Source organism: Aquimarina spinulae, assembly GCF_943373825.1.
Classification (GTDB): Bacteria; Bacteroidota; Bacteroidia; order Flavobacteriales; family Flavobacteriaceae; genus Aquimarina; species Aquimarina spinulae.
In genome coordinates, this window is sequence record NZ_CALSBP010000002.1 from 1,122,184 (window position 1) to 1,141,748 (window position 19,565).

At 32.8% G+C, this 19,565-nt stretch carries 17 protein-coding genes; 15 read left to right on the top strand and 2 right to left on the bottom strand.

Annotated features, from left to right (window positions below; all coding sequences use genetic code 11):
- Window positions 1-46 precede the first annotated feature (46 nt).
- On the top strand, window positions 47-2,068 hold the full coding sequence (locus NNH57_RS10585) for a M3 family metallopeptidase (protein ID WP_108807697.1): 2,022 nt from the start codon (window positions 47-49) through the stop codon (window positions 2,066-2,068).
- Window positions 2,069-3,182: 1,114 nt separating this feature from the next.
- Here the strand turns inward: NNH57_RS10585 and NNH57_RS10590 are convergent.
- Entirely contained in the window at window positions 3,183-5,564 is a 2,382-nt protein-coding gene (locus tag NNH57_RS10590) for a M20/M25/M40 family metallo-hydrolase (RefSeq protein WP_108807695.1), read from the bottom strand.
- 615 nt (window positions 5,565-6,179) lie between these two features.
- Here NNH57_RS10590 and NNH57_RS10595 point away from each other — a divergent pair.
- The 8 genes from NNH57_RS10595 to NNH57_RS10630 all read left to right on the top strand — a co-directional run bounded on the left by NNH57_RS10595 (window position 6,180) and on the right by NNH57_RS10630 (window position 10,745).
- Window positions 6,180-6,683 carry a GbsR/MarR family transcriptional regulator gene (locus NNH57_RS10595; RefSeq protein ID WP_074409029.1) on the top strand — a complete coding sequence of 168 codons (504 nt, stop codon included), beginning with the start codon at window positions 6,180-6,182 and terminating at the stop codon, window positions 6,681-6,683.
- Window positions 6,684-6,772: 89 nt separating this feature from the next.
- Complete coding sequence (locus NNH57_RS10600) at window positions 6,773-7,216, top strand: hypothetical protein (protein WP_074409030.1); 444 nt, start codon at window positions 6,773-6,775, stop codon at window positions 7,214-7,216.
- A 12-nt stretch (window positions 7,217-7,228) separates the two neighbouring features.
- Window positions 7,229-8,110, top strand: a complete 882-nt coding sequence (locus NNH57_RS10605) for an SAM-dependent methyltransferase (protein ID WP_165944045.1) — start codon at window positions 7,229-7,231, stop codon at window positions 8,108-8,110.
- Between the two features lie 13 nt (window positions 8,111-8,123).
- A complete protein-coding gene (locus tag NNH57_RS10610; RefSeq protein ID WP_108807693.1) occupies window positions 8,124-9,032 on the top strand; it encodes a TIGR01777 family oxidoreductase in 909 nt (302 codons plus the stop codon).
- A gap of 6 nt (window positions 9,033-9,038) precedes the next feature.
- The gene (locus NNH57_RS10615; protein WP_108807692.1) at window positions 9,039-9,524 is read left to right on the top strand and encodes an SRPBCC family protein; all 486 of its coding nucleotides are present in this window, start codon (window positions 9,039-9,041) and stop codon (window positions 9,522-9,524) included.
- Between the two features lie 99 nt (window positions 9,525-9,623).
- Window positions 9,624-10,178 (top strand): sigma-70 family RNA polymerase sigma factor, encoded by a 555-nt coding sequence (locus tag NNH57_RS10620; protein ID WP_025666410.1) that lies wholly within the window; start codon window positions 9,624-9,626, stop codon window positions 10,176-10,178.
- 5 nt (window positions 10,179-10,183) lie between these two features.
- Entirely contained in the window at window positions 10,184-10,432 is a 249-nt protein-coding gene (locus tag NNH57_RS10625) for a hypothetical protein (protein ID WP_074409123.1), read from the top strand.
- Window positions 10,433-10,487: 55 nt separating this feature from the next.
- The gene (locus NNH57_RS10630; RefSeq protein WP_074409034.1) at window positions 10,488-10,745 is read left to right on the top strand and encodes a hypothetical protein; all 258 of its coding nucleotides are present in this window, start codon (window positions 10,488-10,490) and stop codon (window positions 10,743-10,745) included.
- On the opposite strand, the gene NNH57_RS10635 is transcribed toward NNH57_RS10630, so the two are convergent.
- Window positions 10,738-11,568, bottom strand: a complete 831-nt coding sequence (locus NNH57_RS10635) for a UbiA prenyltransferase family protein (protein WP_108807691.1) — start codon at window positions 11,566-11,568, stop codon at window positions 10,738-10,740. The genes NNH57_RS10630 and NNH57_RS10635 overlap by 8 nt on opposite strands.
- 137 nt (window positions 11,569-11,705) lie before the next feature.
- Between NNH57_RS10635 and gcvP the strand changes: the two genes are divergently transcribed.
- From gcvP to NNH57_RS10665, 6 genes are all read left to right on the top strand, one after another.
- Window positions 11,706-14,561, top strand: coding sequence for an aminomethyl-transferring glycine dehydrogenase (gene gcvP / locus NNH57_RS10640; RefSeq protein ID WP_108807690.1), 2,856 nt, complete (start codon window positions 11,706-11,708; stop codon window positions 14,559-14,561).
- 252 nt (window positions 14,562-14,813) lie between these two features.
- Complete coding sequence (locus NNH57_RS10645; RefSeq protein ID WP_024772068.1) at window positions 14,814-15,179, top strand: group III truncated hemoglobin; 366 nt, start codon at window positions 14,814-14,816, stop codon at window positions 15,177-15,179.
- A 226-nt stretch (window positions 15,180-15,405) separates the two neighbouring features.
- Window positions 15,406-16,464, top strand: coding sequence for a 3-oxoacyl-ACP synthase III family protein (locus NNH57_RS10650; RefSeq protein ID WP_074409037.1), 1,059 nt, complete (start codon window positions 15,406-15,408; stop codon window positions 16,462-16,464).
- Between the two features lie 84 nt (window positions 16,465-16,548).
- Window positions 16,549-17,079 carry a class I SAM-dependent methyltransferase gene (locus NNH57_RS10655; RefSeq protein WP_074409038.1) on the top strand — a complete coding sequence of 177 codons (531 nt, stop codon included), beginning with the start codon at window positions 16,549-16,551 and terminating at the stop codon, window positions 17,077-17,079.
- A gap of 40 nt (window positions 17,080-17,119) precedes the next feature.
- Window positions 17,120-17,968, top strand: coding sequence for a glycosyltransferase family 2 protein (locus NNH57_RS10660; protein WP_074409039.1), 849 nt, complete (start codon window positions 17,120-17,122; stop codon window positions 17,966-17,968).
- Window positions 17,969-18,062: 94 nt separating this feature from the next.
- Entirely contained in the window at window positions 18,063-19,469 is a 1,407-nt protein-coding gene (locus NNH57_RS10665) for a TlpA family protein disulfide reductase (RefSeq protein ID WP_108807689.1), read from the top strand.
- The last annotated feature ends 96 nt before the right edge of the window (window positions 19,470-19,565 follow it).

A 19,565-nucleotide genomic window follows, 5' to 3' on the forward strand; every position in this document is an offset into this window, starting at 1 on the left:
TAAGAACATATAATATAAAAAAACAAGAAGAAATCATTAATACACAATGAACAATCCACTATTAAAACCATTTGATGCTGCACCATTTTCAGAAATAAAGTCAGATCATTTTTTACCGGCTATAAAAAACGGCATTTCTATTGCCAAAAAACAAGTTGATACAATAGTTTCTAATTCCAAACCACCTTCATTTTCTAATACTATAGAGGCATTAGAATATTGCGGAGAACTACTGGATAGAGTTACCAGTGTCTTTTTTAATTTAAATAGTGCCGAAACTAATGAGGAAATTCAAAAAATAGCACAAGAAGCCTCTCCTTTACTTTCTGAATTTAGTAATGACATAGCACTTAATCTCGACTTGTTTAAGAGAATCGAAGTAGTGTATACACAAAAAGAATCATTAGATCTTAATCCAGAACAGTCCAGACTTCTTGAAAAAAGATACAAATCATTCTCGAGAAATGGAGCCAATCTTCCTGATGAAAAAAAAGAAAAGCTAAGAGAGGTTGATAAAGAGCTTTCTACACTAAGCCTAAAGTTTGGCGAAAACATCTTGGCCGAGACTAATAAATTTGAGATGTTGCTTGCCGACGAATCTGATCTAACTGGTTTACCAGAAGGAGCTAAGGAAGCAGCTAAATCTATGGCAGAAGCAAAAGGTAAAAAAGGGTGGTTAATCACCCTGGACTACCCAAGCTATATTCCTTTTATTACTTATGCCGATAATCGAGAGTTGCGCAAAAAACTAGCTCTTGCTTTTGGATCCAAGGGATTTCACAACGATGACCTTGACAACCAGGAAATCGTTTTAAAAATTGCAAATCTTAGGCATCAACGTGCTCTTCTTTTAGGATACTCCTCTCATGCCAATTATATCTTGGAAGAACGAATGGCAGAAACTCCTGATACTGTATTTTCTTTTCTAAATGAAATTTTGGAGAAAGCCAAACCTGCTGCAGAAAGAGAATTTGAACAATTACAGTCTTATGCAAAAGAATTAGATGAAATTGATCAATTGCAAAAATGGGACGGAGCTTACTATTCTGAAAAACTAAAACAAAAGCTCTTTGATCTTGATGATGAAAAACTGAAACCTTATTTCAAGCTAGAAAATGTAATCGACGGAGTCTTTACTGTAGCTTATAAACTGTTTGGGCTTCAATTTAAAGAAATCAATGATGTAGATACATATCACGAAGAGGTAAAAACGTATCGTGTTACAGATACTGAAGGTAATTTTGTCTCACTGTTTTATGCCGATTTTCATCCCAGACCAGGGAAACGTAATGGAGCATGGATGACATCCTATAAATCACAAATGAGGAAAAATGAGGAAAATATAAGGCCACATGTTTCTATTGTTTGCAACTTCACCAAACCTACTCCTAGTAAACCATCTTTATTAACGTTTAATGAAGTAACAACACTATTTCATGAATTTGGGCATGCATTACATGGTATGCTAGCCAATACCACCTATCCCGGTTTGTCGGGAACTAGTGTATACTGGGATTTTGTAGAATTACCTAGCCAGGTCATGGAAAACTGGTGTTATGAAAAAGAAGCTTTAGAGCTTTTTGCAAAACACTACGAAACAGGTGAAGTAATCCCAATGGAGTTGGTCGAAAAGATTAAAGAATCTGCAACCTTTATGGAAGGTATGGCTACACTGCGTCAATTGAGTTTTGGACTACTTGACATGTCATGGCATGCACAAGATCCAAGCAATATAAAAGATGTAAAAACACATGAGAAAACTACTTTTTCGGCAACTTCTCTATACCCAAATGTAGAAGAAAACTGTATGAGTACAGCTTTTTCGCATATTTTTCAAGGAGGGTATTCTGCAGGGTATTATTCTTATAAATGGGCAGAAGTATTAGATGCAGATGCTTTTGAATATTTTAAAGAAAATGGAATTTTTAATCGTGAAATCGCTACCAAGTTTAAAGATCATGTGTTATCTAAAGGAGGTACAGAAAACCCTATGACTCTTTATAAGCGTTTTAGAGGGAAAGAACCTAAACCTGAAGCGTTATTAAAACGAGCAGGATTAATTAAATAAAAGATACCAAATGGGTCTATTGAAGCTAAAAACTGCAACAGACCCATTTGGCAAATCTAATAACATCCTTCATTATCACTTTATAATCGTCTTCTTTGTATATTTTTTGATCTACCAAAAAGCACACTCCGTCAGAAAACTTTGAAATATCAATTTAGACAGCTTTACTTTTATGCCTGATCTCTTGTACAATATTTCCTTTTCATAAATATGAACACAATACTATATAAGCCTTTATACTTACGTGATTGAGTAATAATAAAGTCTCTTAAATCCATTTTACATATTGGAAATCCCAAAACCCTGTTTTCAGGGTATAAGGATGAAAATATTATTCTTTTTTTTGAACTAAAGCGCATTAAAATTAAAGCTCAAGAATAGCTGTGGATTTTTAGAATTAAATAGTGTTATACCAAATTCATATTAATTAAATTATTGTAAAAAATGAAAAAAACAATTTTAAATTTAGGAAAGGTCTTAAGTAAAACTCAGCAAAAAAGTATTAACGGCGGTAGGTATACAGAATGTAATTCTGATTCTGATTGTCCTAATAATATGTCATGCTGTTATTTTTCTTTGTATAAAACTGAAATATGCGCCTTTAAACAATTTTGTTAATACCTCTTTGATTGTCCTTTATTAATGTTATAGATCATTTGTTCTTTTAAGAGCTCATAAGTGTGAGATATCTATGCTTTACAGAATTTCTGATCTCTTGGGGCAAACAATAGAGGTATTTTAACAATAAAAAAGCAGACACATTTTACTAATGTATCTGCTTTTTTTGTTTTTAAGAAGAATATACTTCTCCTTGAATTATGACGAATTTGGATACCTTATTTAGAGTTCTAACAGTTGTGTTAGGATTAGATATATTGTTTGAGTAATTTCTATTATTTTTTGTGCATTTATAGTTTCTTTTTTGTTCTATCTCAAAATAAGTAAAACAAAGTTTTATAAGAAAAAATCTCTTCTTAACAGGTTCTAAATGCCATAATAGTTTGGTTCTATTGTAATCAAGTTTACAAAACTATCATACTGTAGTTATCAATATACTCACCTTAACTTTATTCTCACTAACAGAAAAAAGTTAAGATGAGTTGATATGTTATAACTATTTTATAATCATCTGTTTTGTAGCACTTTTTGATCCATTAAAAAGTGTCAAAAAGTATACTCCTGTAGAAAATTTGGAAGTATTGACTTGAGTAACTTTATTTTTAAGCCTAATCTCTCGTACAATATTTCCTTTTACATCTACAACCAACACACTTCCTGATTTCCATAATTCATTATTAACAGTAATCTCTATATGACTTTCTGTTACAGGATTAGGGTAAAAATCAAAAGACAAGCTATCATCAGATAATAAATCGACAGCAGAACTTCTTGCAAAAAGACCTCCACAAGGTCCGATATGTGTCCAACCATTATTATTAGTTCTTTCATAAAGATTACCTTGATACGTTACTCGATCTCCAGGTTGGTAATTTGTAGAAGAGTTATACGGTGCAACACCAGCACAAGGATCACTGCTTCCTCCTGTGGTAGTTACATTTATCACATTACTTGCAGCAGATACATTACCTGCAGCATCTTTTGCTTTTACACTAAATGTATAGGCGGTACTAGCTGTTAACCCTGTGATACTAGCTGTGGTTCCAGAAACAGAAGTTTCAACCGTATTTCCTTTATACACATCATATCCGGTCACACCTACATTATCTGTAGAAGATGTCCATGATAGTGTTAAAGTAGTTTGTGCTACATTTGATGAGGATAATCCTGCCGGAGTAGAAGGCGCCTGAGTATCTCCCCCGCCAGATCCTCCGATAACAACAGTATAGTCTTCTACTTCTCCATATTCAAAAGACTCACAAGCAGTAGGAATCGCATTATATTTCATAGAAACTCTCATTCTTGTGCTTCCATTTTTTGCACTAGCGGGTACGGTAAAGCTACCACTTACTGGTGTTGTTTTTGAAGCTGTTTTGCTCCAAACTAACTCTCCAGAATCGGCAAAATCTTTATCTTGATTATAATCAATCCATACTGCATACCCTTCATCATATGTACTTCCCACCCATGTCGGTGTCACTGTAATGGTATGAGATGTTCCTTTAGAGAGGTTAGTAGTTTCTGCTGTAAAATCACTATAGCCCCCGCTTCCTGCGGTAGAGGTTTTATTTATTGTTCCTAAAGCAACTTTACCAATATATTCATCCGATGTTTTTTGCCCATTAGAGGCACAATAACCTGTTGGGGGGGTTCCTCCACCCGCATTAGAAACTTCTATAAGATATTCTAAAGCTAATTTTGCAAATTTGGCAGCATGTGTTGCATTCGCAGTAGGAAAGTTAGATGATGTATCTCCAGAAGTATGAATCTTAGGGTTACTTTCTCTAAATTTAGCTTCAATAGGAAATGCTGTTTCATATCCTTGTTGTGCAAAACTATGGTGATCAGAACATCCATAGTTACAAGCAGAAGTACCATATGTAATTTTATGTGTTCCTGAAGCATTATAATGATCCATTAATCTAGTTAAAAAGTTATTTAAAGAAGTACTATTATATGAATCGGTTGTAATAAAAATATCATTTGTAGACCCTTTATAATTGGTCATATCCAATTGTACATAACTCACTATATTTACATTACGATTCTTATAATCTCTTGCTATTTCTTTAGACCCAACCAAACCGATTTCTTCTGCAGCAAATGCCATAAACTCTACCGTTCTTTTTGGCTTGTAATTCATACTAAACAACACTCTGGCAACTTCAGTTATCGTTGCAATACCAGAAGCATTATCATCTGCTCCCGGGGCATTATTTTGATTACTCGGTGATGTCGAATCCAAATGTCCTCCTAAAACCACATATTCATTTGGTTTTTCTGTACCGGTAATCGTCATAATAACAGACGGCATTTGGGAACCAGAATGATTTACAAGTCTAACCGATACATCACTACGATTACCGGCAAGTCCTTCCCATTTTGCTTTTAAATCTGTAGAAGCTCTTTTTGCACTAGCTTTAGTATGATACCGGGTACCATAATTTTCAAGTTCTTTAATTTGTCTATCAATATTAGTGTTATTTACCAACCCTAAACTTTGATTTACTAATTGATCCTGAGTAATCTCAAAAGCAACTGCTGCTTTTGTTAAGGATTGATTTTTTGATTTTTGAATTGAATTAGCTTTTACTATTGCTTCTATAGCAGCTTTTTCTGAAGTTTCGTAAAAATACCCTGGCCCATGCCTTAATCCTGTGTGATGTAGTTCTTCTGCCGAATGTTCATTCAACATTACGGCACTATATTCGTTAACCGACTTAATAATTTTTACATCATTTGGATGATTCTTTTTTAGTTTCAATGCGTCCTGAGTATCCATCGTCGCATGAAACATTTTTGATCGTTCCTGCGCATAAATACATGACGTTAATACGCTTAGCGATACCGCTAAAAAAAATAGATTTAGTTTTCTCATCGTTAGTTTAGTTTGTTGAGTTTATAATTTGTGTTTGTGTAGTAGCTAAAGTACATAATATCAAAGTCGAACAAAAGACGTTTAATCATAGAATAATCAAGGTAAATCCGTAATAATCTATCCGTTATGAAGAAGGTAATAAGTGAATGCTTTTTAAAAATTATCATCTATAAAATATGATATCATTCACTCATCAATAGTAAAAATAAACCTATTTCTACCAGACTATATATGTACCACCAAAGATTAAAGTGATACCTAAAATCTATAGCCTACCTCTTGATAGTAATAAGTTCTTTTTGTAAAGTGATGTTATAGATCGATTGCAAAGATCGGGAGGAATCCCAAGTCACATAGCAAATGCTCCAAAGTAGGTTATTAAGTTTCATAAGTTGATTTTGTGTGTATTAAGTAAACTAAACTATCAAAAAAGTCCTACCTAGACAATATATACATGTCCTAAATCAATGAAAAGATGTCCTAAAACACAATTTAGTACACCTTTTGGCTATATTATAGCCAAAACATCGCATCAAAATACTATTGACTTGGGCTATATCGTCTTCAATGTTTCAATATTTTTTGAAAGTTTAAAATTTTTTATATATTTGCAATATGAATTATGATGAAGCAAAAAATAAGTTTATTTCTACCTGGGGATCTTTAGGAACCTTATGGGGCATCAATAAAGCAATGGCACAGATCCATGCTTTATTATTAATATCTCCAGAACCTCTTTCTATGGAAGATATTATGGAACAATTACAAATCTCTAGAGGCAACACCAGTATGAATTTACGACAATTGATGGATTGGGGTATTGTTTTTAAAGAGAATAAAATGGGAGAACGAAAAGAATATTTCACTTCAGAGAAGGATGTACAAGAACTGGCAAGACAAATCGCCAAAGAAAGAAGTAGAAGAGAGTTACAACCGACTATTAAAATCTTAAAAGATGTTTCGAACATTGATGAAGATGGAACCGCAAAAACCAAAGAATTAATAAAACAAACTAAAGCACTACATGAAATGGCTGATACATTAGATGTTTTAATGAATAGAGTTATTGGTCAGGATCATAACTGGATCACAAAAGCATTGGTGAAATTAATTAAATAAAAAAGCACAGTAAACAAAAAAGGAGGCGTTCTCCTTTTTATTTTCAATTATAGTTTCAATTTTTTCTGAAACTTTAAAATTAACAAAACATGAAATTCAATATTCCAAACTGGTTGATTATTACAGCAGGCATCGGTCAAATATTCACTGCAGTAATATATCCCTATATAAGACATAAAGTATTTGATTGGTATACCGATGTAAAGCAGCTAAAGCCACTCAATCAAGAAATTGCAAAAACGTACGGAAGATATATCCAAGGTCTTAATTTTTCTTTTGGATTAATAGCAATCCTACTTACCTCTCACCTTAAGGAACAATCTGAATTGGCAATTGCATTAACTGGACTAATTGCAGCGTACTGGGTTGGTAAAGTTGCAACCCAAATTGCATATTATCCTATGTATGAAATACCAAAGAAAAAGATATTCAAAATAGGTAGCTATGTTATGAATTGCCTATTTGTCCTTTTTGCCACTGTTTATACTTTATTGTTAATCTATAATTGTATTGGTTTTTTTAACCTCTACTAAAACTATATCATCATGAGTACACTTACCATATTGCACAAACTAAGGCTTAAAAAATCTACTACAAAAGAAAAAATAATCAGGTTTTATGATGAAGCAACAGAAGATTATGAGTTCTGGAGTACCGATTTCAATATGCATTTTGGATACTATACTCCTTTTAAAACCAGTATTCTAAAAAGAGATTCAATGCTTAACGAAATGAATCAGCAGGTTTTTGATCGCTTACAGGTTCCTAAACAAAATTCACTTGTAGCAGACCTGGGATGTGGTATTGGTGGCGCTATACAGTATGGATTAAGAAAATATCCTCTACTGCATATCATTGGTGTAACACTTTCTTCTTTTCAGGTGAGAGAGGGAAATAAAAGGTTACAACATAAGAATGGGTTGATCTTAGAAGAAAACTATTGCCATACATCTTTCAAAACCAATAGTGTAAATGGAGCTTATGCTATAGAAAGTTTTTGTCATTCTGGGCATAGTAAAGAGGCTTTACAAGAAGCATACAGAATACTAAAGCCAGGCTCTAAATTAGTGATAGCCGATGCGTTCTTAAAAATAAATAAAGAGCAATTATGTATCGGTGGTAATTATTGCTACGAACAACTTTGCAAAGGATGGAGTCTAGAAGGTTTGGGAAGTATTAAAAAAATAGAACAGACATTAAAACATATAGGTTTTAGGAATGTAAATATCGAAGATGTATCATTTAGAGTTGCTCCTTCTGTTCTACATGTTCCTTTTGCAATTACAGGATTTATGTTTAAAAAACTATGTAGAAAAGAAACTCTAAAACCACAAAGTTGGAAAAACTTAAAAGGATCACTATTCGCACTACTTTCTGGTCTACATATCAAAAGTTTTGGATATTATTTAATCACCGCAGAAAAATGAAATTAGAAAACATATGAAAAAAATAGTCATAGCAGCAGGGACAGGTTTTCTTGGTAAAGTACTCGTAGCATATTTTAAAACGAAAGCAGAATCTATTATAATTCTAACCCGTGGAAAAAGTAGAACAGAAAATAATGTTCAATTTATTCATTGGAATGCAAAAACCTCTGGGGATTGGATACATGAACTAGAGAATGCAGAAATAGTAATCAATTTAGCTGGCAAATCGGTAGATTGTAGATATACTCAAAAGAATAAAGATCTTATTTTAAATTCAAGAGTGACTTCAACCTCTATTTTGGGAGAAGGTATACGTAAATGCAAAAACCCTCCCAAAATCTGGTTAAATTCATCAACAGCAACTATCTATCGACATTCTTTAGATAAAGAAATGGATGAAATTGATGGAGAAATAGGAACTGGTTTTTCTGTTGATGTTGCTACATCATGGGAAAAAACATTTTTCAACCAACAAACTCCTAAAACCAGAAAAATTGCATTAAGAACCTCTATTGTCTTAGGAGAAAAGGGAGGAGCTTTACCATCAATTCTTAATTTAACCAAAATTAGGTTAGGGGGAAAACAAGGTAATGGGAATCAAAAATTAAGCTGGATACACGAAATAGACTTTGCAAGAAGTATCGAATTTATTATAAATACTCCTAGCATTGAAGGTGTGATAAATATTGTTTCACCTAAACCCGTAACCAATTCAGTCTTTATGAAAACACTTAGAAAAGTTATGAAAATCCCCTTCGGAGTTCCTATTTCAAAACCAATACTTCAATTTGGAGCAAGAATTATTAACACAGAAACCGAACTTGTACTCAAAAGTAGAAATGTAATTCTTTCAAAACTTATGAATAATGGATTTCAGTTCTTGTATCCCGAACTTAAACCAGCATTAATTTCACTTATTTAGAAAATTATGACAACTATACGACTAACAACTCAAATAAAAACTCCGGTTAAAGAAGTATTTGATTTAGCTAGGAGTATTGACTTTCACATGATATCGGCAAACAAGACTAAAGAAAAAGCTATTGCAGGAAAAACTTCGGGATTAATCGAATTAGGAGAAACGGTTACCTGGAGAGGGCTACATTTTGGAATTTATCTCATTCACAAAAGTATAATTACCGAGTATGAATCCCCGAATAATTTTACCGATGAAATGGTCAAAGGATGTTTTAAGTTTTTTAAGCATCAACACATTTTTTACAAAACAGCATTTGGAACAGAAATGATCGATATACTCGAATACGAAACACCCTACGGTATTTTAGGTAAATTATTTGATAATCTAGTCCTAAAAAAACATCTTACTCAATTTCTTTCTGCTCGCAATCAATCTATAAAACTGTATTTAGAATCTAAAAATGTAGTAAAATCGCATCATAATAACTATTTGTAAGGATTCAATATTAATAGACACAAAATACTGATTCGTTAAAGCGCCTATAAGATTCAACTTTTTATCCTATTTTTGGTGAATATAACAACAGGAAATATAATGTCAACAAATACCATAGACCCAAATATGTGGGTGGATAAGTACAGTGATTACCTATTCAACTATACCATTGTAAGAGTTGATGATAAAGAAATTGCCCAAGATTTAGTACAGGAAACATTCTTTGCCGGACTTAAATCCATGAAAAATTTTAAAGGCGAAGCTAGTGAACGTACCTGGCTTATTTCTATTCTGAAAAGAAAAATCATCGATCACTATCGTAAAATTAATAGTAACAAAGGTAAAGCAGAGGTAAGAATGAACTATACCTCTGATTCTGAAACTGAAGGCGATTGGTTAGAAGAACGTGTAGCAGATCCTTTTGATGGCAATGCAGAAGGTGAGATCGAAAACGAAGAGTTAGGTCTAGCCATACATGATTGTATGGGAAAATTGCCTCAAAAACAAGCTGTTATTTTTAAATTAAAAACAATACAAGGTTTCGATACTGAAGCTATTTGTAATGAATTTGATATCACTGCGTCTAACTTATGGGTGATCATCCATAGAGCACGTACAGCTATGGCCGAATGTCTAGAAAAAAATTGGTTTTAGGAAAAATGAGTAATAAAAAGGGAATAATAGTAAGTTGTTCAGAAGCAAATCACTTCTGTGACAAAAATCAGTATAAAGAAGCTTCTTTTTGGGAAAAAGTAAAGCTGAACATACATTTAATATATTGTAGAGCATGCAGAAAGTACACTGCAAAAAATATGAAATTAACCAAATTGGTAAAAAGCCCAAAAGTGATTAGTATTAACCGTTCTGACAAAGAAGCAATGAAAGAACGATTAAAGCAAAGAATGTAACCCTGAATAGTTATAGCATAATGCCCTCGAATAAAAGAATTACCCATATAGTATAATGAAAACTACGAATAAGAATAAAGTATTTGTATCCTGCGAAGAAGCAAAACATATTTGTGATAAAAATCAATATGGTGAAGCTTCTTTTCTCGAAATAATAAAACTTAATATTCGCCTGGTGTATTGTAAAGTAACACGAGCGTATTCCAAAAAAAACACAAAACTTACAAAAACCATTAATAAATCTACAACACAGTCAATCAGCGCTTCAGATAAGGAAGCAATGAAAAAAGAAATAACAAAGAGGATTAACTAAATAAAGACTCGAGAATAACAAGGATTATTAACCACATTATAGGAATACTCTCTACCCAAAAAGAACAATAATATTCTGATTGTTTCTTATCTGTTCCCCATAAAAAGAATAAACTTATTGTAGTTATCAATATAGTACTCAAAATTTCTATCGAAGATAATAACTCATTTTTTACAGCAGTTAATAATAAAAAAATAACCAATAAAATACTACCAAAAAGCTTGGTTCTTGTCACTCCTATTTTTTGCGGAATCGTTTCTAAAGCTACATCATCATACTGCAAGTCTCTCACTTCGAAAGGTAACATCATAACCACAATAAATAAAAACCGTTGAATCATTTCTATTAAAAAATTTAAATTCAGATTTCCTTTAACATATACTAATGGGACCAATACAGTCATACCAGCCCAAACCATTCCGATAATAAAGATTTTTACCCCTGCAAGGCTCCTTAAGTTCTTTTTGTTAGGAAAAACAGGAACAACATACAAAACAGTAAGTACTATAAACGGTGCCATATAGATCCATGTATTAATCGACACTCTAAACGAAAGATAGATAAAAGACACGCAACTCAAAATGGTTAAGACACGAATCCCTTTCATCGATTTGGTCAATCTTTTGTGGTAAAGTTTAGAGACTTTAGAATATTTCACAAAATTATATGCCGTAATAGCACCTAAAAAAGAAAAAAGGATATAGATAAATTGACCAGATATTCCATATTTAATAAAAGTAATTTGCACCAAAGCACATATAGCTAAAGCAACATGGATACTGCCGTTAATATAGAATCTGAATATGCTTTTTAAGGTTTTCACGTTACTTATTAGGGGTTATGTGTTAACAAAACCCGAATTTGGTTAAAAACTTGATAGGTCTAGGTTAATTAATTGTGAAAGTTTTAGCAATTAAATATGTATTTTTGAAATCTCAATTTCAACTGTTTTTTTTCGTTATGAAAACCGATTCCTTTAAACTACGTCATATAGGTCCTTCAACAAAAGATCTTGGCGAGATGTTAAACACAATTAAAGCAGATTCTTTAGAACAATTAGTATATGAAACTGTTCCTGATGATATTCTTTTAAAAAAATCGTTAAATCTAGATTTTGCCTTAAGTGAGCAAGAATATTCTGCGCATATACAAAAGCTTTCTGCAAAAAATAAAGTATTCAAAACCTACATCGGTTTAGGATATCACGAAGCTAGTTTACCCGCAGTTATACAACGTAACATTCTTGAAAACCCAGGATGGTACACTGCATACACACCTTATCAAGCAGAAATTGCGCAAGGTAGATTAGAAGCATTACTAAATTATCAAACCATGATCTGTGATCTTACAGGTATGGAACTGGCTAATGCCTCTTTATTAGATGAGAGTACAGCTGCTGCAGAAGCAATGACTATGTTATTTGCTGTACGATCCAGAGATCAGAAAAAAAATAATGTAAACAAGTTTTTTGTTTCCGAAGAAATATTACCGCAAACACTTTCTTTACTACAAACAAGAGCAATTCCTCTTGATATCCAATTGGTAGTAGGAGATCATCAGCAATTTGATTTTTCGACCGAATTTTATGGTGCTATTTTGCAATACCCAGGTAAATTGGGTCAGGTATATGATTATGCAGGTTTTGTAGAAAAAGCTCATCAAGCAGAAATCAAAGTTGCTGTAGCTGCAGATATATTAAGTTTAGTATCATTAAAATCCCCGGGAAGCTTTGATGCAGATGTTGTCGTAGGAACTACACAACGTTTTGGAATCCCTCTTGGATATGGTGGCCCACATGCTGGATTTTTTGCTACAAGAGAAGCATATAAAAGGACTATTCCTGGCAGAATTATAGGGGTTACTCAAGACCTAAATGGAGGTCGTGCCTTACGAATGGCATTACAAACGCGTGAACAACATATTAAACGAGATAAAGCAACTTCTAATATCTGTACAGCACAAGTACTATTGGCTGTTATGGCCGGAATGTACAGTGTATATCACGGTCCGGAAGGCTTAAGTTATATTGCCTCAAAAGTTAACACATCGGCAGTAACATTAAGTACAGAATTAGAAAAACTAGGTTTCAATCAACTTAACACAGCTTATTTTGATACTATTCGCATACAAGGTGATGCAACCAAAATAAAAGAAATCGCAGAAGTTCATGAAGTAAATTTCTTCTATCCAGATTCAGAAACAGTTTCAATTTCTTTAAATGAAGCAACAACAATTGAAGATCTAAATACGATCCTATCAATTTTTGCTAAAGTTGCAGGAAAAGAATATACTCTTATTCAGGAAATTGATAATTCGAATACCATAGATAAAAATCTAAAACGTAATACCGAGTTTTTAACAAATGAAGTATTCAATTCTTACCATTCTGAGACAGAATTGATGCGTTATATTAAAAAATTAGAACGAAAAGATCTGTCATTAAATCATTCTATGATTCCGTTGGGATCCTGTACAATGAAACTTAATGCAGCGGCAGAAATGCTACCTCTTAGTGATCCACAATGGGGAAACATTCATCCTTTTGTTCCAGTACATCAAGCTCAGGGATATCAAGAAGTTCTAAAAAAACTCGAAGAACAGCTTACAGAAATCACAGGATTTGCAGCTACCTCTTTACAACCAAACTCTGGTGCACAAGGAGAATTTGCCGGATTAATGGTAATTAGAGCATATCATGAGTCAAATGGAGATCATCATCGTAATATTTGTTTGATCCCTTCATCTGCTCATGGCACAAATCCCGCCTCTGCAGTAATGGCAGGAATGAAAGTAATTGTTACCAAAGCCACAGAAGAAGGTAATATTGATATAGATGACCTAAGAGAAAAAGCACTAAAATATAAAGATAACCTCGCCGCTTTAATGGTTACCTATCCGTCTACACACGGTGTATATGAATCTGGGATTAGAGAAATCACTCAAATTATTCATGATAATGGCGGACAAGTATATATGGATGGTGCCAATATGAATGCACAGGTTGGTTTAACCAATCCGGGTGCAATAGGCGCAGATGTATGCCACCTTAACTTACACAAAACCTTTGCTATACCTCACGGTGGTGGTGGGCCTGGCGTTGGACCAATTTGTGTTGCAAAGCAGCTGGTTCCATTTTTACCAGGTAATCCAATAATCACTACCGGAGGAAATCAGGCAATAACTGCAATTTCTGCAGCTCCTTGGGGATCTGCTCTGGCATGTTTGATTTCTTATGGATATATTACCATGCTTGGAGTAAATGGTTTAAAAGAAGCTACCCAATATGCTATTTTGAATGCTAATTATATCAAAGAACGCTTAGATGGGCATTACGATGTATTGTATGTTGGAGAAAAAGGAAGAGCTGCTCATGAAATGATTCTAGACTGTAGACCATTTAAGACAAATGGTATAGAGGTTACCGATATTGCAAAACGACTTATGGATTATGGGTTTCATGCTCCAACAGTTTCTTTCCCGGTAGCAGGAACCATTATGATCGAACCTACCGAAAGCGAAAGTAAATCAGAATTAGATCGTTTTTGTGATGCCATGATTGCGATACGTAAGGAAATAGCAGAAGCTACCGCTGATAATCCAAATAATGTAATGAAAAACGCGCCACATACTATGGCTATGCTTACAGCAGACTCGTGGGATTTCCCGTATTCGAGAGAGCAAGCAGCATATCCATTATCATATGTAGCCGATAATAAGTTTTGGCCATCTGTTCGTCGTGTAGATGACGCATATGGAGATAGGAACTTAATTTGTACATGTGCTCCTATTGAAGAGTATATGGAAACAGAAGCTTAAGAAATCTATTATCCCATAAATGATGAAGAGGTGACTTTATGGTTGCCTCTTTTTCGTTAACCATACTATGATTAGAAAATAAGTGTAATTTTTAAAACTGCACAGTAAACCTATGAAATGAACCATAACAATTAAAGTTGATACCAACCGAAATGTTCAATTGTGAAATCAAAGATTCACGAATACCTTGATTAAAAGTAATCAACAGATGAGTAATTCCATCTGACAACTAAAAATAATAAAAAAGAACAGATGAAAGATATCACTTCAAGGCAAGACATAGAATTCTTAATGAACGCCTTTTATAAAGACGCTTTTGCAGATCCTGCAATTGGCATCTTTTTTACCAAAATTGCAAAGATTAATCTCGAAGAACATATTCCGGAAATTACAGATTTTTGGGAACAACAATTATTTAGAACAGGAAATTACAAAAAGAATGTGATGCAGATTCATAAAAATTTAAGCAGTAAAAAAAAGTTAGAAAAAATCCATTTCGATACTTGGTTATCACTGTTTCACAAAACAGTAGATCGCAATTTTAAAGGAGAAAAAGCGCACCTTATCAAAACAAGAGCCTTATCTATTGTAACGGTTATGCAATTAAAAATAGAATAATCTATTGGTTCTAAACCCGGGTTATGCATTAAAATTCTATATTATGAAGGTTGATAAATGCAGTAAAATATTCCTCAATAGTTTCAAATTATAATAAATTTTCTAATGTACAATCAGAGTTTAATCAAATCCATAAAAAAGTTGGGCATCGTAGTATCTATTATGTATGCATAATAAAATAATTCTTATCATGTACCTTACCATTTATAATAAATAATTGGGTACAATGAATATCAAAATAACGGGTACAGGGAGCTATATTCCTAATGAAATTAAAAAAAACGACGACTTTACCAATCATCAATTCTTTACTGAAAACAAGGTTTTAATAGAACATAACACTACCGCTATAATTGATAAATTCAAAAAAATCACTGGTATTGAAGAACGTAGATATGCCTCTACCCATCAAAACACTTCTGATTTAGCATTTCTTTCTGCAAAAAAAGCAATTATAGACTCAAAAATTGATCCTGAAACCCTTGATTACATTATTGTAGCCCATAATTTCGGCAATGTAGACAAAAACTCCTCTCAGGCTGATACTGTCCCCAGTCTTGCGGCAAGAGTAAAACATAAATTAAAAATAAAAAATCCATACTGCGTCGCATATGATTTGCTTTTTGGGTGCCCTGGCTGGATAGAAGGAGTCATACAAGCCCAATCATATATAAAAAGTAGTATGGCTCAAAAATGTCTTGTTATTGGGGCAGAAACTTTATCTCGTGTTATAGATAAACATGATCGGGATTCTATGATTTATTCTGATGGATCTGGAGCTGTGATACTAGAAAAAACAAAACAACCCGGAGGGATAATTTCTTCTATAAGTGCTTCTTATACACTTGAAGAAAGTAATTTTTTATTCTTCGGAAAAACAAACAATAACATCTCTAATGATGATACGAGATACATCAAAATGCATGGAAGAAAAATATATGAATTTGCTTTAAATCAAGTGCCAAAAGCAATGAAAGTCTGCCTTGATAAAACTAATATTAACATCACAGATATCAAAAAAATTATCATTCATCAAGCTAATGAGAAAATGGATGAAGCTATTGTAAAAAGGTTCTATGATCTATATGACCAGAAAGTCCCCGACGGCATTATGCCCATGACTATTCAAAAGCTAGGAAATAGTAGTGTTGCTACTGTTCCTACTTTATATGACCTTATTTTAAATGGTAAAGTAGAAAACCAATCCATTAAAGAAGGAGATATTTTGCTATTTGCCAGTGTAGGCGCAGGGATGAACATCAATACTCTTTTATATCAATTTTAAAGCTTTTATAAAATTCTCTTAGATGTACAGATAGTAATCTGAGTAATTGTCTATTTTTACACTATAATTACTGATTTGACTATTATGTACGAAGGAAATTTTCCTCACCAGCGATACCAAAAAACTTTAGAATTTCTTAGAGAAAATACCCCTGCTCCAGGTACTGTTCTGGATTTGGGTGTTAGAAATCCTTTTGTAGAGTTTATGGAAAAAGAAGGGTATACAGTATCAAATACCTCTGGCGAAGATCTGGACCTTAATACAGAAGCTGTACAAAAAGAAAATATTCAAATTGTTACTGCCTTCGAAATTTTTGAGCACCTTATCGCTCCTTTTAATGTTTTACGCGACATTAAAGCAGATAAACTAGTTGCTTCTATCCCATTAAAATTATGGTTCTCTCCTGCCTATCGTAGTAAAACTGATCCATGGGACAGGCACTACCACGAATTTGAAGATTGGCAATTTGATTGGTTACTCGAAAAAGCCGGCTGGGAAATTAAAGTAAGAAATAAGTGGACACATCCTGTTAAAAAGATTGGTTTACGACCACTATTAAGACTTTTTACGCCGAGATACTATATTGTATATGCAGAGCGAGTAAAAAAATCTTAATGTGTGTGTTTTGAATAGTAAAACCTAAAAAAATATATTTTTGAATATATATATTATCATACCTGCTCATAATGAAGAGCGTTTTATCGCAAAGACTCTTGATTCTTTGGCTTCTCAAACACATATTCCTACCAAAATAGTAGTAGTTAATGATCATTCTACAGACAATACAAAAGGTATTATAAATGAATATGTAAATACATATGATTATATATCCATAGTAGATACGTATACTTCTAAAAATCATATGCCGGGAAGCAAAGTGATTAATGCTTTCTATGAGGGTTTCAAAACATTAGACACAAACTATGATATTATTTGTAAATTCGATGCAGATCTTGTTTTTCCACCAAATTACTTAGCTAAAATTACCCATCATTTTCAGGAGAATGATAAAACAGGAATGGTAGGTGGATTTTGTTATATAGAAAAAAATAAAAAATGGGTTTTAGAAAATTTAACCAGCAAAGATCACATCCGAGGAGCATTAAAAGCATATCGTAAAACGTGTTTCGAAGATATTAACGGGCTTAAACCAGCAATGGGATGGGATACTATAGATGAGTTATTAGCTCAATATCACAATTGGGAAATAAAAACCGACGACACCTTACATGTCAAACACTTAAAACCAACCGGAAATAAATACAACCCTAAAGCAAAATATAAACAAGGAGAAGCCTTTTATCGAATGCGATATGGTTTTTGGATTACGCTAATTGCTTCAGTAAAATTGGCATTGCTCAAAAAACAACCAAGCTTAATCAATCATTATTTAATAGGTTATTATAAAGCAAAGGCAAAAAAAGAGGCTTTCCTTGTTTCCGAAAAAGAAGGAAGTTTTATTCGTAAACTTCGTTGGGAAAAAATGAAAAAAAAGCTCCTATAGCGAATAGTTCCATTCAGAAAACTAGTATTTCTTTAACTTTTTTACCATAAATTATTCTTACATTGAAACATTAATTTTTTTAAAAAATAATTTCATGAAAATCAAACCACTTCTTTGGGCATTAAGTTGCATACTATGCTTAGCTGCTTGTAATAAGGAAAACAAAGCAGAAAAAGTAGATTATGTGCTTTTCTCTGGAAAAGTAAGTAATACTCTAGAAAATGAGATTAGTGTATTTAGAAATAGTGATCACTTCAAAAAAGTCATATCAATTAATGAAGATGGTACATTCTCTGATACTTTAAAAATTGAATCCAAAGGCTCCTATACTTTTGTGATTGGTCGTGAAAGATCATCCTTATATTTAGATCATGGGGATCAATTAGAATTAACAATAGATACTAAGCAGTTTGATGAAAGTATAAAATATACGGGTACTGCTGCAGATGCTAATAACTATCTAGCAGAAAGAGCCTTAATAGGAGAAAGTCTTTTTACTGGTGGCCCAGAAGGATATAAAAAACTTTTTATGAATGAAGTCGAGGAGTTTAAAAAATTAATATCTCAAAATAAACAAGCTAAAAACGACGCAATTAAAAAATATAAAAATTTAGACCCCGAATTTGTAGCTACTCAAACTAAGGATAATCGTTATGAATACTTATCAATGTTAAATAATTATCCGTCGACTCATAGCCATTATGCAAAGAAAGAAGACTATAAAGTTCCAGAAGGTCTTCTGGATGAATTAAAAGATTTTAATATTGATAATGCCGAAGATTATGAGAAATCTAACGCTTATAGAAGATTAAGTTCTGATGTTTTTTATAGAATTTCTGAAGAAAAAGCTACGAATGATAGCATCTCTATGGATAAAGCAATGATGGAGAATTTGGCTCAACTAAAAAGTAAAAATATCAGAAATGCTTTTATGAAAAATATAGCATATCAAGTATCACCTAGAAATGATAACGCAGCAGAATTATATGATATGCTTATGGCGGCCTCAGACGATGAAGAATTTAAAAGTGAATTAACCAATAAATTCGAAAAAATAAAAGTATTGGTTAAAGGTAATGTGTCGCCCGTATTTAATGATTACGAAAATTACAAAGGAGGAACAACTTCTTTAAGTGATCTTAAAGGAAAATATGTATACATCGATGTTTGGGCTACCTGGTGTGGGCCTTGTAAGGCCGAAATTCCGCACCTAAAGAAAATCGAAAAACAATATCACAATAAGAATATTGAATTTGTAAGTATCTCTATTGATAAAAAACCACAACACGATGCCTGGAAAACAATGGTTAAAGAAAAGGAATTAGGTGGAGTTCAATTATTCGCAGACAACAATTGGGGATCTCAATTTATTGTTGATTATGGAATAAGAGGAATCCCTAGATTTATCTTAATTGATCCCGAAGGTAAAATTGTAAGTGCAAGTGCACCAAGACCATCTGATCCAAAACTTGTAGAGGTTTTTAACGAATTAAGTATCTAAGATTTAATCTTATTCTTTAAAAAACATAAATCCGCAAATTTTATAAAATTTGCGGATTTACTGTAAAATAAACCTCCTATTTTTACACCTCTTTAT

Bases quoted from the DNA above. Each gene is read 5' to 3' on its own strand.
- NNH57_RS10585 (WP_108807697.1), top strand. From the start codon at position 47: ATGAACAATCCACTATTAAAACCATTTGATGCTGCACCATTTTCAGAA.
- NNH57_RS10590 (WP_108807695.1), bottom strand. From the start codon at position 5,564: ATGAGAAAACTAAATCTATTTTTTTTAGCGGTATCGCTAAGCGTATTA.
- NNH57_RS10595 (WP_074409029.1), top strand. From the start codon at position 6,180: ATGAATTATGATGAAGCAAAAAATAAGTTTATTTCTACCTGGGGATCT.
- NNH57_RS10600 (WP_074409030.1), top strand. From the start codon at position 6,773: ATGAAATTCAATATTCCAAACTGGTTGATTATTACAGCAGGCATCGGT.
- NNH57_RS10605 (WP_165944045.1), top strand. From the start codon at position 7,229: ATGAGTACACTTACCATATTGCACAAACTAAGGCTTAAAAAATCTACT.
- NNH57_RS10610 (WP_108807693.1), top strand. From the start codon at position 8,124: ATGAAAAAAATAGTCATAGCAGCAGGGACAGGTTTTCTTGGTAAAGTA.
- NNH57_RS10615 (WP_108807692.1), top strand. From the start codon at position 9,039: ATGACAACTATACGACTAACAACTCAAATAAAAACTCCGGTTAAAGAA.
- NNH57_RS10620 (WP_025666410.1), top strand. From the start codon at position 9,624: ATGTCAACAAATACCATAGACCCAAATATGTGGGTGGATAAGTACAGT.
- NNH57_RS10625 (WP_074409123.1), top strand. From the start codon at position 10,184: ATGAGTAATAAAAAGGGAATAATAGTAAGTTGTTCAGAAGCAAATCAC.
- NNH57_RS10630 (WP_074409034.1), top strand. From the start codon at position 10,488: ATGAAAACTACGAATAAGAATAAAGTATTTGTATCCTGCGAAGAAGCA.
- gcvP (WP_108807690.1), top strand. From the start codon at position 11,706: ATGAAAACCGATTCCTTTAAACTACGTCATATAGGTCCTTCAACAAAA.
- NNH57_RS10645 (WP_024772068.1), top strand. From the start codon at position 14,814: ATGAAAGATATCACTTCAAGGCAAGACATAGAATTCTTAATGAACGCC.
- NNH57_RS10650 (WP_074409037.1), top strand. From the start codon at position 15,406: ATGAATATCAAAATAACGGGTACAGGGAGCTATATTCCTAATGAAATT.
- NNH57_RS10655 (WP_074409038.1), top strand. From the start codon at position 16,549: ATGTACGAAGGAAATTTTCCTCACCAGCGATACCAAAAAACTTTAGAA.
- NNH57_RS10665 (WP_108807689.1), top strand. From the start codon at position 18,063: ATGAAAATCAAACCACTTCTTTGGGCATTAAGTTGCATACTATGCTTA.